The following is a 15,484-nucleotide window of genomic DNA, read 5'->3' on the forward strand; positions in this document are numbered from 1 at the left end:
CCCAATCGCAAGCATGCGGTTGGGGCGGTGCGTCGTTTTTGCGTGGTCGGATCAGCGGCGAAAGAGCCGCTTGCTGAAGGCGTAGTTGAGGACGATCACGACGACCTGGTCGACCAGCTTCACCGGCATCGGCGCGGCGCGCAGCAGCGTCAGGCCGACGAAGAGGATTGCGGTGTCGACGCCGAGCGACGCGCCGCGCAGGGCGAAGAAGCCCAGCGCCTCGCGCAGGACGGCGGCCGGTTCGGTGGTCGCAGAGTTGAACACCACCGTCTTGTTGGCGACGAAGGCGAAGGCGACGCTCAGCCACCACGCGGCGAGGTTGGCCCAGAACCAGGCGACGCCGAGGTGCGTGAGGGTGAAAAACAGCGCGACGTTGAGGCCGGTGGTCAGGCCGCCGACCACCAGATAGCGCAGGACGGCGCCGAACCGGGCGGGTGAAAGGGTCACATGCTTATCCATTCGTTGTCCTCCTTGCAAGACAGGTGTACACCAGGCTGGCCGTGGGTTCAGCGAAGCCGTTGGTGATCAGCGGTGCCGCGGCGAGGCGCAGGCGCTGGGTGCGGACGACGTCGAGCGGTTGGGTGCGGCCGCTGGCGTTGGTCACGGTGATGCGGTAGCGCCCGGCGGCCAACCGTCGGCGCAGGCGGAACACGGCGCCCTCGCGGTGCAGCGGCCAGCTTCGGACGCTGGCCAGGCGGGTCAGCGCGACGGTGAGGCCGGTGCCCGGGTGCCCCTGGACGGAAAAGTAGTCGGCGGGGGCGTTCAGGGTCACGTCCTGGGTGGCGACGGTGCCGGGAATCAGCTGCGTGGCCTTGGCGCCGTACTGCTCGGACTGCTGGCTGCGCTGGGCGGCCAGGACCACCGGTGCGGTTTTAGCGCGGCCGGCGCCGGCGGCCAGCAGCGCGAGGCCGACCAGGGCGGCGACACCGGCGAGCGCGCCGGGCAGCCAGCGCGGCCGCGTGCGGTGGGCTTGGCGCCGTGGCGCGGTGGTCGGCGCGGGGCTGCAGGTCGCGCCACCGGGCTCAGTGACGGCGTCGGTGCCGCGCTGGCCGCCGCTTGCGCTGCCGCGACGGGTTTTCACCGGCATCTCGTCGGCCGTACGTCGCCGCACAGGCGCCGGCAGCGCCGCCCACGCGACCAGCGCCAGCGGCACCAGCACCTGGCCGTAGCGGCCCTCGACCTCCCACAGCAGGACGTGGAAGCCGAGGTAGCCCAGCGCGGTGATCACGGCCAGCGCCGCGACCACGTCGGTGCGGCGCGCGAGATCGGGCCGCCAGGTGAGCAGCCGCAGGCCAAGCGTCAGCCACAGCGCCAGGGTGGCGGCGGTGTAGCTCAGTCCAGTGGCCGCGCGAAAAAAGCCGGCGTGGTGCAGGTACCAGGCCGGCGCCGCCCGGAAGCCGCCGTTGTACCAGTCCTGGATGCTGGTCGGGTTCAGCAGCACGCCGAGCTTCACCAGCCACAGCCGAAGCAGGCCGGCGGGGCCGAGGCGCCGCACCCGCGCGAGAATCAGGGCGCCGGCGTGGCGGCTGCGCGCCGCCTTGGTCGGCAGCGCGATGGCGGCAGCGACGTCCGGGCCGGCGTAGGTGCCCCGGTGCGCGGCGTTGACGCCCATCGCCAGCCAGTTGGTCACCGGCATGGCGTACGCGTCGTTTGCGGTGTAGCCGCTGGCCCGCTGGATCGCGGTGGTGAGCGGCGGCGTCAGGGCGAAGCCCAGGCACACCAGCAGCATCGGCAGGCCGAGGTGGTGGCCCGGCAGGCGACCGCGCCGGCCTCCGCCTCCCGTGCGAAAATGGTGCGTGGTTCCGCTGCCGAAGTTACCCTCAGCCGTACTGCCGAAGGGGCGCGCGGTTTCGGCGCGCCCGGCTTCGCTGCCGACTCGGCACGCAGCCGTACTGCCGGAGCGGCCCGCATTTTCGGCACGGGCGCGGCCCGCGGCCGGCCCGCGCTGCCGCCGCCACAGCAGCCCGGCGAGAATCGCCAGCGCCGGCAGCAGCACGATCAGGTTGGGCTTGAGCAGCGCGCCGAGCAGCACGGCGAGAAGCAGCAGCGCTCCGGCGTACCGGCGGCCGCGGCCCGCCAGGTTTGGCCAGCGCCAGAACTGGCGCAGGATCACCAGCAGCACCAGCAGGGTCGGCAGGTCGGAGTAGGCGACCTGCAGGTAGTAGGTGTAGGCGAAGGGCGTCAGCGCGAGGAAGGCGAGGGTGCCGACAACGACGGTCGGGCGGCGGCCGAGCTGCCACGCGGTCAGTAGGCTCAGCGCGATGAAGCCGTCGAGCGTCAGCAGGCTTAGCAGGTGCACCGCCGCGCCGGCACCGAGCCCGAGCGCCGCGGTCAGCCGCAGCCACTGGGCCAACAGGAACGCCAGCGGCACGTTGTTGGCGTAGCGCCAGAAGTAGGTGGAGGCGAAACCGGGCAGCCCGGCGGCCATCCGGTCGGCCTGGGCCAGCACCCGAAACGGGTCGTGGTAGACGGTGTCTGGCATCGCGGCGAGCACCGCCAGCTGGCCGACCAGCATCGCGGCGAACACCAGCGCCACCACCCACGCCAGCCGCCGGGGCGACCATCCGGCCACCCAGGGGGCGAGCAGCCGTGCGGCGGCGACCACCAGCACGGCCAGTATCAGGCTCGCCGGACCGAGCGGCCTGACAAAGGTGCTGGCGGCGGCCAGGGCCAGGCACAGGACCAGCACAAGCGGCAGAAACGCGGGGCGAATTTTGACCATCGGCTAGTCCAGCACGGTCTGAACCGTGTACCGCGGCCGGCCCTTGACCTCGGTCATCAGCTTGCCGATGTACTCGCCGATGATGCCCAAGCTGATCATCTGAACGCCGCCGACGAACCACAGCGACACCATCAGAGACGACCAGCCGTGGACGGTCAGGCCGAGCAGCTTCATCACGACGGCGTAGGCCACCATGCCGATGGCCAGCAGGCAAGACAGGGTGCCGAGCAGCAGAATCAGCCGCACCGGCGCGATGGTCAGGCTGGTGATGCCGTCCCAGGCGAACGCGAGCATTTTGCGCAGCGGGTACTTGGACTCGCCGGCCAGCCGCGGTGTGCGCTTGTAGGTGACCTGCGCGGTGGGGTAGCCGAGCTTGGGGATCAGCCCGCGGATGAAAATGTTGCGCTCGGGGTAGGCCAAAAAGGTGGTGACGGCGCGGCGCGACATCAGGCGAAAATCGGCGTGGTCGGGCACCAAATCGACGCCGAGCGTCCGCAGCACCTTGTAGTAGCCCTCGGCGGTGGTGCGCTTGAACCAGCTGTCGGAGTCGCGGTTGTTGCGCACGCCGTACACAATGTCGGCGCCGTCCGCGTAGCGCTCGACCATCTCCGGAATCTTGTCCGGGTCGTCCTGCAGGTCCGCGTCGATGGTGACGATCGCGTCGGCGGTCGCGACCGCGGCCTGCATGCCGGCGATCAGTGCGGCCTGGTGCCCGAAATTGCGGGAAAACCGCAGCCCGCGCACCCGCGAGTTCTGGTGGTGCGCGGCCGAAACGATGGCCCAGGTGCGGTCGGTCGAGCCGTCGTCGACGATCAAGAGGTCGAGCCGGCCGGTCGCCGGGTTCTGGGCGGCGACGGTGTCCTCGATGGCCAAGAGGCGCTGGATGGTCGACGGCAGCACGGCCTCCTCGTTGTAGGCCGGGATGACGATGGTTAATTTTTGTGTGCTCATGCGCGAGACTTCCTTTCCATCAGGTGCTGCAGCCGACACTGCAGCGTGGCGGCGACGGCCGTCGCCGCGGCGCCGAAGCTTGCGGCCAGCGCCGCGCCGGCCAGGACGTCGGAGGCGAAGTGGTCGCGCAGGTAGACGCGGGATGCCGCGACCAGCCCGATCCAGACCAGCCCGCCGATCACGGCGAGCAGCTGGGCCTCCGGGTCGCAAAGCTGCGGCAGGGCGATGACCAGGATCAGGATCACCAGAAGCGTCGTGGCGAAGGTGTGGCCGCTGGGAAAACTGAAGCCGGTGTCGGCCACCAGCTGGTGCGGCGGCCGGGTGCGGGCGGTCACGCCCTTGACCAGCTCGGCGCAGGCCAGCCCGGCGACCTGGACGCCGGTGAACCACAGCGCGACGGCCGCATCGCGGCGGCGCCACAGCCACCAGCCGATGGCGGCGGCGACGATCAGGCAGGTGGCGGGGCTGCCGAGCGCCGCGACGACCGTGAACAGCGCCGTGTTCAGCGGCGTCACCGCGCGCGCCGCGGTGCGGGCGGCGGTCGCGTCCAGGACGTGCAGCCAGCCGGCGTGCGCGGTGACGCCAAGCGCCAGCAGGGTGAAGAGGCAAAGCGCCGCGGCGGCCAGCAGCGGCGCCGGTTGGCCGGCTGCCGGGCGCCGGCCGCGTGCTGCCGCAGGGTGATGAAGTTCTGTCATGATGAGGCCCCCTTATCAGATGAGTCCAGCATAGGCGCGGGCGGGCGGCGGCACCACGCACGGCATCTGAGGCCCGACTGAAGTTTTCTCAGGTGGGGCGCGGGTCGGCGCGCCGGGGCGGGCACGGCGCCTTAATATTTTTCAGAAAGCGCAAAAAACCGCCGCAAATTTTTTTTGCGGCGGTTCGGATCATGCCTTGGGCAGCGTCAGGAAGAAAATGGTGCCGCGCGGCTGGTTGTCGGCGACGGCCAGCGTCGCGTGGGTCAGCTTGGCCAGCTGGGCGGCGATCGCCAGCCCAAGCCCCGTGCCGGCAACGGTGCCGCGCACGTCGGCGCTGCGGTAGAAGCGCTCGAAGACGTGCGCCTTGTCCGCCGCGCTGATGCCGACGCCGCGGTCTTTCACCGCCACCACCGGCGCGCCGGCCGCGTCCAGCCGCAGCGTGACCGTGATCGGGGCGTCTTGGGGCGAGTACTTGGCCGCGTTGGTCAGCAGGTTGACCAGGATTTGGTCGAGCGCCTGCGCGTTGCCCTGGACGTGGAGGCCCGGGGTGATTTCGGTTGCAATCGGCTGGGCGATGGTGCCGGTCAGCTTCTGCACGGTGGCGGCGACCGCTTCGCTGAGGTCGAGGTCCGCAAGGTCAAGCGCCAGCCGGTCGGCGCGCGACAGCTGCAGCAGCTCGGCGATCAGCTGCTCCATCTGCCGGGATTCTTCGGTGATGTAGCCGACCGACTTGGCCACGATCTCCGGGTGCGCGACGCCGTGCCGCTCGATCAGCTGCGCGTGGCTGCGAATCGTCGCAATCGGCGTGCGCAGCTCGTGCGCGGCGTTCATCACGAAGAGTTTCTGCTGAGCCTGGCGCTCGGCAAGCTGGTGCAAGAGCGCGTTGAAGTTGCCGGCCAGCTCCGTCACCTCGGTCGGCCGCTTGGGCACCGGCAGCTGCAGGTCGCCGGGCTCCTGCGCCTTGGCAATCGCCTGCGTGGTCTGCGACAGCGCCGTCAGCGGGTCGGTCAGCCGCTTGGTCAGCCGCCGGATGTAAAACGGCGTGAGCACCAGCGTCAACACCAGCAGCACGACGGTCACCTGCACCACCAGCATCAGCACCGACAGCTGCGGCGCCATGTTCTGCCACAGCGTGTAGTAGATGCCCTTGGCGTGGACCATGCGGTGGTACAAGAAGCCGATTTTGGGCCGGTAGTACAGGTGGGCGATCAGCGGCACCTTGATCGGTTCGACTTCCAGCACATCGTCGGCGTTGGGCGACAGGTACTGGGTGACCTTGGCGTCCTTGCGCATGTTGTGGACATAGACATAGCTCTGGCTGGTGTCCAGGGTGCTGTTGCGCCGCCAGGTCTCCCAGTCGTCGTTGCCGTCGATGTCGGCCTGGCGCAGGCTCTCGCTGATGTGGGCGGTGGTGGTGCGCACCTGGGCCAAGAGCTGTTGGCCGACCGCCAGGATGATCGCCAGCCCTAGCGCGACCGTCACCACCGCGATCAGCTTGGTCAGGCTGCGCAGCATGATGGCGGCGCTGGACTGGCTGCGCAGCCGGCGCCTCATTGGGCCTCGACCTTGGCCGACAGCATGTACCCGACGCCGCGCACGGTGTGGATCAGCTTAGGGCCGGCCTGCGCGTGGTCGATTTTGTTCCGCAGGTTGCGCACGTAGACGTCCAAAATGTTGGGCTGGCCCTCAAAGTCCACGCCCCACACCGTGTCGAGCAGCTCCTCGCGCGAGCAGGGCTGATCCAGGTTGGCGGCCAGGGCGACCAGGAGCTCGTACTCGCGCTGGGTCAGGGGGATGATGGTGTCGCCGCGGGTCACGCGCTTGGTGGCGGTGGCGACGGTCAGGTCGCCGGCGGTGTACGTGGTGGTGACGTCGGCCGCGGGCCGCCCGTGCCGCAGCGCGAGCTCGATGCGGGCGAGCAGCTCCTCCATCTCGAAGGGCTTGGTGATGTAGTCGTCGGCGCCGCCGGTCAGCCCGGCCACCTTGTCGCCGATGTAGTCCCGCGCCGTCAGCATGATGATCGGAATCTGGCTGGTCTTGCGGATGCGCCGCAGCACGCCGAAGCCATCCAGCCGCGGCAGCATCCAGTCTAGGATGATCAAGTCGAGCCGCGCCGCGTTTTGCGCCCAGCGGTCCAGCGCCTCCAGCCCGTCCTTGGCCCAGATCACGGTCATGCCCTCAAGCTCGAACTCGGTGGTCAGCGAATCGGCCAGCCCGGCCTCGTCCTCCACCAGTAAAATTGTCGTCGTCATTGTGTCCCTCCCGTGTGCCGTTCACTGCCAACAGTGTGGCACGCCGCCGCCGTGGTGTAAAGCGCGGCGTCCTCCCTAGCGTAGCCTGGCCGCGGCAGCCCCGCCACGCAGGGAAACTGAGCGCAATCTGATGAAAACTCAGAATGCAAAAACCGGGGCCGCCGCGGTGGGGGTCCCGGTTGGAAATGTTGCGGACGGGCGCGGACGGGCTGCGGCGGTCGAACCGGTGCGCGGCGTCAGGGACGCGAAAGCGGTCAGTGCGCGGCTGTGCCACCGTCGCCGACTCGCGACGCCAGCCCGCGGCCGTGACGCCGCCGTCGGTTCGCTGCGCCTACTTCAGCTTCGCCAGCCCCTGCGCCAGGTCGTCCTGCAGGTCGCCCGGGTCCTCCAGCCCGACGGAAAAGCGCAGCAGCCCCGGGGTGATGCCGCAGGCCAGCTGCTTCGCCGGGCTCATCTCCGCGTGGCTCATTTTCGGCGGGTAGGAGAGGATCGACTCGGCGCCGCCCAGGCTGACGGAGAACTCGGGGATGGTCAGGCTCTCGGCCAGGATGCGGGCGTTTTGCTCGCTGCCGACGTCGAAGCTCAGCACCGCGCCGCCGTTGACCGCCTGGCGCGCCTGAATCGCGTGGCCGGGGTCTGTTTCAAGCCCCGGGTAGCAGACCCGCGTGACCTGCGGCTGCGCCTGAAGCCAGGTGGCCAGCCTGAGTGCCGCCTTGCTCGAGGCGGCCATGCGCACGCCCAGCGTCTTGATGCCGCGCAGCAAGAGGAAGGTGTCGGTGACGCCGAGCGTCGCGCCGAACGCGTTTTGGATGAAGTAGATGCGCGCGGCCAGGTCGTCGTCATTGGTGATCGCCGCGCCGGCCAAAATGTCGGAGTGGCCGGAGAGGAACTTCGTGGCCGAGTGCACCACGATGTCGGCGCCCAGCGCCAGCGGTTTTTGCAGCACCGGCGACATGAAGGTGTTGTCGGCGATGGTCAACAGCTGGTGGCGGTGGGCCAGGGCGGCGACGGCCTGGATGTCGGTGACCGCCAGCACCGGGTTGGACGGCGTCTCGATGTAAATCGCGCGGGTGTTGGGCCGAATCGCGGCCTCGACTGTGGCCAGGTCGGTCGGGTCGACGAAGGTGTGGGTGATGCCGAAGCGGTTGAGCACCTCCGTCAGGATGCGGAAGGTGCCGCCGTAAACGAACTTCGAGACCAGCAGGTGGTCGCCCTGGCTGAAGATTTCCAGCACGCTTGAGATCGCGGCCATGCCGGTGCTGAAAAGGAAGCCGTGGCGGCCGCCCTCGAGCGTCGCGACGGCGGCCTCGCCGACCTGGCGCGTGGGGTTGCCGGAGCGCGAGTAGTCGAACTCGCCGAAGTGGTCGAAGTCCTCCTGATAAAAGGTGGAGCTGAGGTGAATCGGCGTGTTGACCGCGCCGCTTGCGGGGTCCTTGACCGTCGTGGCCTTGATGATTTTGGTCCAATCGTGCATGATGTGCCTCCTGTGTGAATGGTTGCGGGTGTGAACGGTGCGGTCAACGCGGTCGCTCGGGGCCGGGTGCGCCGGTGCCGAGAGGGCGTGCGGGCGTCTGGTGGCCGGTCGGGGTCGTGACCTGGTGCGGGGCGCTTGCGGTGAGTGGCGCCGCGGGGCTAGGCCTTGGCGCCGGCGATGGCCTGCGTCAGGTCGGCCAAGAGGTCGCCTTGATCCTCCAGCCCGACGGAGACGCGGATCAGCTGCGGGGTGATGCCCAGCGCCAGGCGCTGCTTTTCCGGCATGTCGTGGTGGGTCTGCACCGCCGGCACGGTGACCAAAGTCTCGACGGAGCCGAGGCTTTCGGCGAACGAACAGACGTGAAGGCCGCGCAGGAAGGCGTCGACCGAGTAGCCGTCGGCGAGGTAGAAGCTGATCATGCCGCCGACGCCGGCGTACAGCAGCTTGGCAACGCCGGGCAGCGCCGCGAGCTTTTGCGCCAAAAACTGCGCGTTGGCCGTGTGCGCGCGCATCCGCACGCCGAGCGTCTTGAGCGACCGCAGCAACAGCCACGAGTCGAACGGCGCGAGCGTCTGGCCGGTGGTGGTCAGCTGCGCGGCGAGCTTGGCCCCGAGCGCCGGGTCCGCGACGACGACGGCGCCGGCCAGCAGGTCGTTGTGCCCGCCGAGGTACTTGGTCGCGGAGTGCACCACGAGGTCGGCGCCCAGCGTCAGCGGCTGCTGGTAGACGGGGGTCAAAAAGGTGTTGTCGACGGCAATCAGCACGTCCGGCCGTACCGCGTGCACGGCCTGGGCCACGGCCGCGATGTCGAGCACCTTCATCGTCGGGTTGGACGGCGACTCCAGCCAGATCAGCTTGGTGGCCGGCGTCAGCTGCGCGACCAGGTCGTTCACGTCCTGCCCGTTCCAGGTGGTGTAGGGGATGTTGTAGTTGTCGCGGCGGGTGTCGAAGTAGCGGAAGGTGCCGCCGTACAGGTCGTCGCTTGCGATGATTGCGTCGCCGCTGCGAGTGAAGGTGCTGAACACCAGGTCGATGGTGGCCATGCCGGAGCTGACGGCGAAGGCCTGCGTGCCGTGCTCGATGGCGGCCAGCTGCTGCTCGAGCAGGGCGCGGGTCGGCGTGGTCACGCGCGAGTAGTCGTAGCCGGTGGACTCGCCGAGGCCGGGGTGGCGAAAGGCGGTGGAGAAGTAAAGCGGCGGCACGATGGCGCCGGTGCTGGCGTCCTCGGTGCGGTTGGTGCCCTGAATCAATTGTGTGTCGAGATTGGTCATGTGTTTGCCTCCGGTTGGGTGTGATGGGTGATGAGGACTGTGGGGCGGGCGACGCGGGTGGTCGTCGGGCTCCGCGCGGCAACGCCGGTTCGTCTAGCTGAGGCCGGCTCTCGGGCCAAGGTGCGGCCCAAGCGCCAGCCTTACGCTAGCCGACCGGCTAAGTGCGCCGCGCTGCGCCCTGGTCGTCGGGCTCCGCGCGGCAACGCCGGTTCGTCTAGCTGAGGCCGGCTCTCGGGCCAAAGTGCGGCCCAAGCGCCAGCCTTACGCTAGCCGACCGGCTAAGTGCGCCGCGCTGCGCCTTGGTGCAAAAAAAGTCCCGCAGCATATCTGAATATGCTGCGGGACGCGTTGGCGCGGTACCACCCGGGTTCGACCGGGCGTCGCCGCCTGGCCCTCATCTCGTACGGCGCAAAGCGCGATACGATGGCGCGGTAACGGGCGTACCCGGTCCGCGCTTGCCTAGCTCACGTGGACGCGACTCCAAGACCATTTTCACCCCGGCCACTGACCGGCTTTCACCAACGTCGGCTCTCTGCACAGCTTGAGGGGTTACTTATCTTTTCCTTGTCGCTTGATTATCCGTATATTAATTCTTTTGTGAACGCACGTCAACGGATTTTTGGCAGACGCGGGCCAACTCTGTTACACTAAATAATGGTAAGTCGATAAGTTTTCTGATAAGGAGCGAACAAAATGGCACATTTAACGAAACTGACAGACACTTACACGCTGAACAACGGCGTCGAGATTCCGATCGTGGGCTTCGGCACCTGGCAGACCCCGGACGGTGACGTCGCGCGCGAAAGCGTTGCGGCCGCCATCAAGGCCGGCTACCGCCACATCGACACCGCCGCCGCGTACGGCAACGAGGAAAGCGTCGGCGCCGGCATCCGCGAGTCCGGCGTGGCCCGGTCCGACCTGTTCGTCACCACCAAGCTGTGGAACGGCGACCACGGCTACGATGCGACGCACAAGGCGATCGACGCCTCCTTGACGAAGCTCGGTCTGGATTACGTCGACCTGTACCTGATCCACTGGCCGAACCCGGTGGCGTTCCGCGACAGCTGGGAGGCAACCAACGCCGAGACCTGGCGCGCGATGGAGGAGATTCTGAAGGCCGGCAAGGCGCGGGCCATCGGAGTGTCCAACTTCCGCGCCAAGCACCTCGACGCGCTGGCCAAAACGGCGACGGTGATCCCGGCCGTCAACCAGATTTTCCTGAACCCGTCCGACCTGCAGCCGGAGGTCGTCGCCTACAACAAGGCCCACGGCATCCTGAGCGAGGCTTACAGCCCGCTTGGCACCGGCAAGATTTTCGACGTGCCGGCGCTGGCCAAGATCGCGGCGCGCTACCACAAGACGGTGGCGCAGGTCGTCCTGCGTTGGTCCTTGCAGCACGACTTCCTGCCGCTGCCGAAGTCCGTTCACGCGGACCGCATCGCCGAAAACGCGCAGCTGTTCGACTTCGAGCTGAGCTTCCACGACATGGAGCAGATCGACGCGCTGCACGGCGTGGCCGGCCTGGCGCTCGACCCGGACCTCGCGGCGTTCTAGCAGCCCGCCGCCCAAGCGGTTACGGGTATGACCTAGGCGCGGGATGGGCCCGCGACTGCGCAACGATTGGCGTGCTGGCGCGGTCGACCGCCGGTGCACAAACTTACCACCTTCATTAGATTGGTATATGTCAAGATAACCAGGAATAACGCTTAATTTCGGCGATTTGAAACGGTTGACGGATAATCGGTCTAGTGTTAAAATGCACTCAGATGATTATCTTAGCACGGGGAGGCAGCCACGGCCGTGGCTGCGCATCCTCCACCGCGCAGGCCTGAGGTTGCGGTTAGCACCGCGCCGTCAAGCTGCCCTTGCCAAGCCGCAGTGTTGTGCCACACGGCTTTTGAGCGCAAACGCTTTAGTTGCAACCCCGGTACTAAGTGAGGGGACACCAGGGAGACCAGCTCCACCCCGTCGGCTGTTTGCCGGCAACCGCCACTCCTAAGCGAGCCAGCAGCGCGGTTGCCGGGACCGGTGGGAGATCCACGACCACCACGGTAAGACGAAGCCGGAAACCTAGCCAGATCAGGCCAAAGCCACCGCACAGTGTGAGTGCGGTGGCTTCGGCGCGGCCGCCGCACCTCAGGGTTGCGGCGGCTTTTTTGCGTGGTCCGGCCCACAAAAATTCGGACTGGCCATCAATCGGCCAGTCCGAATCGCGAACGAATCTATTCTGCACTTGCGGGCCAGGCCGCGCGTGGGTCTCGTGACTTGCCGTCGCGGCGCGTGGCTACTTCTGGTCGACGGCGTGGCCGCCGAACTCGTTGCGCAGGGCGGCGACGACTTTGCCGGTCATGGTGTCGTCTTGCTCGGAGCGATAGCGCATCATCAGGGCACTTGAGATGGCCGGCGTCGGCACGTGCAGGCGCTGGGCCTCGGCGACCGTCCAGGCGCCCTCGCCGCTGGAGTGCATCACGCCCTTGATGTTGGCGAGGTCCCCGTCCTTTTGGAACGCGGACTCGGCGAGCTCCATCAGCCAGCCGCGGATCACGCTGCCGTGGTTCCACATTTTGGCGACGGCGGCGTTGTCGTAGTCGAACGGCCCGTTCTCAAGCACGTCGAAGCCCTCGCCGATGGCCTGCATCATGCCGTACTCGATGCCGTTGTGGACCATCTTGAGGTAGTGGCCGGAACCCGCGGGGCCGGTGTACAGGTAGCCGTCCGGCTGCGCGATGGCGGCAAAAATCGGCTCGATGCGCGGGAAGACGTCCGGGTCCCCGCCGATCATGAAGTTGCCGTCGTGGCGGGCGCCGGCCATGCCGCCGGAGGTGCCGGCGTCGAAGAAGTGGATGCCGTTCTCCTTGAGCAGGGCGGCGTGGCGCAACGAGTCCTGGTAAAAGGAGTTGCCGCCGTCGATCACGATGTCGTCTGGATCCAGCAGCTCGGACAGCACCGTGATGGTCGCGTCCGTCGGCTTGCCCGCCGGCACCATCACCCAGACGATGCGCGGGGTTGGAAGCGCCTGGCGCAGCGCCTCAAGGTCCGTGCAGACCGTCGCGCCGGTTGCGCCCGCGGCCTCGAGCGCCGAGTCGCTGAGGTCATTGGCGGCGACCTCAATGCCGTGGTCCTGCAGGTTCTGAATCAGGTTGAGGCCCATCTTGCCCAAGCCGATCATGCCGATTTTCATGTGAGAACTACCTCCTTGGTTGTTGCCCTAAGTGTATGAAATTTTTTTACAAAAATCAATCAGCTGCGATGTAAATATTTTTCTTAGCCGGCTTCTGGTATACTGAAAGGCGATCGGAGGGGTGAACATGCCAGACTTCAACGCGTTACTGCAGGCCAACCGCCCGCACCTCAGTCACAAGGAGCAGGCGCTCGGCGACTACCTGAGCCACCACGCGGCCGCGGCCAGCACGCAGTCGCTGACGGCCCTGGCCCAGGCATCCGGCGTCAGCACCGCCACGCTGTCGCGCTTCGCCAAGGCCCTGGGCTACGCCAACTTTCAGGCGCTTAGGGTCGCCCTGGCCCAGGCGCCGGCGCACCCGCCGCTGTTTGCCGAAATCGACGACGGTGACGCGCCGCTGGCTGTCGCCCACAAGCTGTTTGCGCTGAACCAGACGGCGCTGGCGGCGACGGTGGACCGGCTGGACGAGAAGACGCTGACCCGCGCGGTGGCGCTGATCGTCGGTGCCAAGACGCTCGGGCTGTTCGGCCTGGGCGCCTCCAACCTGGTGGCGCTCGACGGCTACCACAAGTTCCTGCGCACGCCGGTCAACGTCGCCTACACCACGGACTACCACATGCAGCTGATGGCGGCCACGCGCATGACCGCACAAGACGCGGCGATTGTGATTTCCCACACGGGCAAGGACCAAGACGCCCTGCGCCTCGCGCAGGTGCTGCAGGGCAACGGGACGCCCCTGATCGTGATCACCGGCAATGCGCGCTCACCGCTAGCGACCCTGGCCGACTGCCTGCTGGTCGCGGTGGCGGAGGAGACGGAGTACCGCGCCGAGGCGATGCACGCGCTGATCGCGCAGCTGTCGTTGATGGACACGCTGTTCGTGCTGGCGGCCAGCGCCACGGACGCGGACTCCGCGCAGGTGCTGGACGCGATTCGCCGCACCATCGCCGGCACGCGGCGGTGAGGCGGCAGTGAGGCGCGGCAACGCGCGAAAGGAAGCGAGCAACAACATGGATGTGATTGTGGGCGTGGACATCGGCACCACCAGCACCAAGGTCGTCGCCTTCGACAAGACCGGCGCGGTGGTCGCGCAGGCCGGCGGCGGCTACCCGCTCGACCGGACGGAACCCGGGGCGGCGACGCAGGATCCGCGGCTGATCCTGGCGGCGGTGCAAAACGGGCTGCGCCAGGTGGCCGCGCAGGTGGGGGCGACCAACATCGCCGCCGTCGGCTTTTCCGCGGCGATGCACAGCCTGATCCTGCTGGATGCGGACGGGCAGCCGCTGGCGCCGATGATGACCTGGGCGGACAACCGGGCGCAGCAGGTCGCGCAAGACGCCGCCAAGGATCCGGCCTTGGTCGCGCGGCTGCGTCAGACCGGGGTGCCGCTGCACCCGATGAGCCCGCTGTTCAAGCTGCGCTGGCTGCAGAAGGCGCGGCCCGACCTGATGGCCCGCGCCGTCCGCGTGGTGGGCATCAAGGCCTTCGTGCTGCACGCGCTGTGCGGCGCGTACGTGGTCGACCGGTCGCTGGCCAACGCCACCGGGCTGTACGACCCGGCCACCGGCGACTGGGCGGACGACCTGCTGGCGCTGGCCGGGGTCACCCGCGCCCAGCTCCCGGCGCTGTGCGAGCCCACGGCGCAGGTGGCGCCGCTTTTGGCGACCGTCGCCACGTCGCTCGGGCTTGACCCGGCGACGCCGCTCATTTCCGGGTCGTCGGACGGCCCGCTGAGCAACCTCGGCCTCGGCGCCATCGGCCCCGGGCAGGTGGCTGTGACCATCGGCACCTCGGGCGCGGTGCGCGTGGTGGCCGACCACCTGGTGCGCGATCCCCTGGGCCGGCTGTTCACCTACTACCTCGCCCCGCACCAGTGGGTGGTCGGCGGCCCCGTCAACAACGGCGGCAACGTGCTGCAGTGGCTGAACCGGACGCTGGCGCCCGCGCTCGACCTGCCGGCGCTGACCGTGCTAGCCGCGACCGCACAGCCGGTGCCCGGCGGCCTGCTTTTCCTGCCGTACCTGGCCGGGGAGCGGGCGCCGCTGTGGGACGCCGCCGCGACCGGCAGCTTCGTGGGCCTGAAGACGACCCACACGACGGCCGACCTGGTCCGCGCCGGCATGGAGGGTGTGATTTTCAACCTCGCCGCGGTGCTGGACCTGCTCGCGCCGCTGGCCGGCCCGCCGGCATCGCTTGCGGCCGCCGGTGGCTTCGCCAAGAGCCCGCTGTGGTGCCAGATGCTCGCGGACATCACCAACCACGCGGTGGTGGTGCCGGCAAGCGTCGAGAGCTCGGCGCTCGGCGCCGCCGTCCTGGCCGCCCAGGCGCTCGGCCGGCTGGCCCCGGAGACGACGCTGCCGAACGCGGCGGCGCACCGCTTCACGCCGAATCCCGAAGCGGTCGCCGTGTACGGCCCGCAGCGCGCGCGCTTCGCCGCGCTCACGGCCGCGCTTCAGGCCTGACGGTGTGGTAAACTAGTCACATCACAATTCATGGAGGTTCCTATGTACGACGCAAGCAAAAAGACCCACGTCAGCCCGACGGTGGCCAAGGTGTTCCCCAAGGCGGTGACCGATCAGCTCTTCGACGTCATTCAGCTGATGAACAAGGCGGATCAGCTGGTGACCGCGCCGGTCGCGGTCGCGTTTTCCGACGACTTCACCGATGACGAACTGTACGCGCTGCTGATCCAGGGCAACCTGGCCCCAGCGCAGGAGTTCCCGATCACCTATGACGGCGACAAGAGCGACTTTCTCGGCCACGGCTACATCCTGATCGTTAAGGACAACCCGAAGGCCATCTACATCGACTTCAGCAAGGCCAACGACCTGAGCGAGCTGAAGCAGGACTAGCCATGAGGCGCGTTCCCGAAAGGGGCGCGCCTTTTGTGTCCAGGGCGGCGCGGCGCGCACTTAGCGGGTCGGGTAGCCTAGCGCTA

The 15,484-nt window shown here is 68.2% G+C and carries 13 protein-coding genes; 4 read left to right on the forward strand and 9 right to left on the reverse strand.

Features of this window, described 5'->3' with window-relative positions; translation table 11 throughout:
* Positions 1 to 51: 51 nt before the first annotated feature.
* The 8 genes from LE416_RS10190 to LE416_RS10225 form a co-directional block, all read right to left on the reverse strand.
* Positions 52 to 459 (reverse strand): GtrA family protein, encoded by a 408-nt coding sequence (locus tag LE416_RS10190; RefSeq protein ID WP_225048424.1) that lies wholly within the window; start codon positions 457 to 459, stop codon positions 52 to 54.
* Entirely contained in the window at positions 452 to 2,722 is a 2,271-nt protein-coding gene (locus LE416_RS10195; RefSeq protein ID WP_225048425.1) for a hypothetical protein, read from the reverse strand. The genes LE416_RS10190 and LE416_RS10195 overlap by 8 nt, the downstream gene beginning before the upstream one ends.
* Before the next feature lie 3 nt (positions 2,723 to 2,725).
* Positions 2,726 to 3,673 (reverse strand): glycosyltransferase family 2 protein, encoded by a 948-nt coding sequence (locus LE416_RS10200; protein WP_225048426.1) that lies wholly within the window; start codon positions 3,671 to 3,673, stop codon positions 2,726 to 2,728.
* A complete protein-coding gene (locus LE416_RS10205) occupies positions 3,670 to 4,368 on the reverse strand; it encodes a phosphatase PAP2 family protein (RefSeq protein ID WP_225048427.1) in 699 nt (232 codons plus the stop codon). Before LE416_RS10205 ends, LE416_RS10200 begins: the two co-directional genes overlap by 4 nt.
* A gap of 189 nt (positions 4,369 to 4,557) precedes the next feature.
* Positions 4,558 to 5,922: a HAMP domain-containing sensor histidine kinase gene (locus tag LE416_RS10210; RefSeq protein WP_225048428.1), complete on the reverse strand. Its 1,365-nt coding sequence runs from the start codon at positions 5,920 to 5,922 to the stop codon at positions 4,558 to 4,560.
* Positions 5,919 to 6,620 (reverse strand): response regulator transcription factor, encoded by a 702-nt coding sequence (locus tag LE416_RS10215; RefSeq protein WP_225048430.1) that lies wholly within the window; start codon positions 6,618 to 6,620, stop codon positions 5,919 to 5,921. The genes LE416_RS10210 and LE416_RS10215 overlap by 4 nt, the downstream gene beginning before the upstream one ends.
* A 331-nt stretch (positions 6,621 to 6,951) precedes the next feature.
* On the reverse strand, positions 6,952 to 8,094 hold the full coding sequence (locus LE416_RS10220; RefSeq protein WP_225048432.1) for a trans-sulfuration enzyme family protein: 1,143 nt from the start codon (positions 8,092 to 8,094) through the stop codon (positions 6,952 to 6,954).
* A 158-nt stretch (positions 8,095 to 8,252) separates the two neighbouring features.
* The gene (locus LE416_RS10225) at positions 8,253 to 9,365 is read right to left on the reverse strand and encodes a trans-sulfuration enzyme family protein (protein WP_225048434.1); all 1,113 of its coding nucleotides are present in this window, start codon (positions 9,363 to 9,365) and stop codon (positions 8,253 to 8,255) included.
* Positions 9,366 to 10,058: 693 nt separating this feature from the next.
* Here LE416_RS10225 and LE416_RS10230 point away from each other — a divergent pair.
* Positions 10,059 to 10,919 carry an aldo/keto reductase gene (locus LE416_RS10230; RefSeq protein ID WP_225048436.1) on the forward strand — a complete coding sequence of 287 codons (861 nt, stop codon included), beginning with the start codon at positions 10,059 to 10,061 and terminating at the stop codon, positions 10,917 to 10,919.
* A 730-nt stretch (positions 10,920 to 11,649) separates the two neighbouring features.
* Here the strand turns inward: LE416_RS10230 and gnd are convergent.
* Positions 11,650 to 12,546, reverse strand: a complete 897-nt coding sequence (gnd, locus tag LE416_RS10235; RefSeq protein WP_225048439.1) for a phosphogluconate dehydrogenase (NAD(+)-dependent, decarboxylating) — start codon at positions 12,544 to 12,546, stop codon at positions 11,650 to 11,652.
* 127 nt (positions 12,547 to 12,673) lie between these two features.
* Here gnd and LE416_RS10240 point away from each other — a divergent pair, with 127 nt between their 5' ends.
* The 3 genes from LE416_RS10240 to LE416_RS10250 are packed head-to-tail and all read left to right on the forward strand — an operon-like array spanning position 12,674 to position 15,398.
* A complete protein-coding gene (locus tag LE416_RS10240) occupies positions 12,674 to 13,510 on the forward strand; it encodes a MurR/RpiR family transcriptional regulator (protein WP_225048441.1) in 837 nt (278 codons plus the stop codon).
* A gap of 46 nt (positions 13,511 to 13,556) precedes the next feature.
* Positions 13,557 to 15,008: a gluconokinase gene (locus LE416_RS10245; protein ID WP_225048443.1), complete on the forward strand. Its 1,452-nt coding sequence runs from the start codon at positions 13,557 to 13,559 to the stop codon at positions 15,006 to 15,008.
* Between the two features lie 42 nt (positions 15,009 to 15,050).
* Positions 15,051 to 15,398, forward strand: coding sequence for a hypothetical protein (locus tag LE416_RS10250; protein ID WP_225048445.1), 348 nt, complete (start codon positions 15,051 to 15,053; stop codon positions 15,396 to 15,398).
* The last annotated feature ends 86 nt before the right edge of the window (positions 15,399 to 15,484 follow it).

The organism is Lacticaseibacillus kribbianus (assembly GCF_020180945.1).
GTDB lineage: Bacteria > Bacillota > Bacilli > Lactobacillales > Lactobacillaceae > Lacticaseibacillus > Lacticaseibacillus kribbianus.

Excerpts from the sequence above, each read along its gene's own strand:
- LE416_RS10205 (WP_225048427.1), bottom strand. The coding sequence starts at position 4,368 with ATGACAGAACTTCATCACCCTGCGGCAGCACGCGGCCGGCGCCCGGCA.
- LE416_RS10220 (WP_225048432.1), bottom strand. The coding sequence starts at position 8,094 with ATGCACGATTGGACCAAAATCATCAAGGCCACGACGGTCAAGGACCCC.
- gnd (WP_225048439.1), bottom strand. The coding sequence starts at position 12,546 with ATGAAAATCGGCATGATCGGCTTGGGCAAGATGGGCCTCAACCTGATT.
- LE416_RS10245 (WP_225048443.1), top strand. The coding sequence starts at position 13,557 with ATGGATGTGATTGTGGGCGTGGACATCGGCACCACCAGCACCAAGGTC.
- LE416_RS10210 (WP_225048428.1), bottom strand. The coding sequence starts at position 5,922 with ATGAGGCGCCGGCTGCGCAGCCAGTCCAGCGCCGCCATCATGCTGCGC.
- LE416_RS10195 (WP_225048425.1), bottom strand. The coding sequence starts at position 2,722 with ATGGTCAAAATTCGCCCCGCGTTTCTGCCGCTTGTGCTGGTCCTGTGC.
- LE416_RS10240 (WP_225048441.1), top strand. The coding sequence starts at position 12,674 with ATGCCAGACTTCAACGCGTTACTGCAGGCCAACCGCCCGCACCTCAGT.
- LE416_RS10215 (WP_225048430.1), bottom strand. The coding sequence starts at position 6,620 with ATGACGACGACAATTTTACTGGTGGAGGACGAGGCCGGGCTGGCCGAT.
- LE416_RS10230 (WP_225048436.1), top strand. The coding sequence starts at position 10,059 with ATGGCACATTTAACGAAACTGACAGACACTTACACGCTGAACAACGGC.
- LE416_RS10190 (WP_225048424.1), bottom strand. The coding sequence starts at position 459 with ATGGATAAGCATGTGACCCTTTCACCCGCCCGGTTCGGCGCCGTCCTG.
- LE416_RS10200 (WP_225048426.1), bottom strand. The coding sequence starts at position 3,673 with ATGAGCACACAAAAATTAACCATCGTCATCCCGGCCTACAACGAGGAG.
- LE416_RS10225 (WP_225048434.1), bottom strand. The coding sequence starts at position 9,365 with ATGACCAATCTCGACACACAATTGATTCAGGGCACCAACCGCACCGAG.
- LE416_RS10250 (WP_225048445.1), top strand. The coding sequence starts at position 15,051 with ATGTACGACGCAAGCAAAAAGACCCACGTCAGCCCGACGGTGGCCAAG.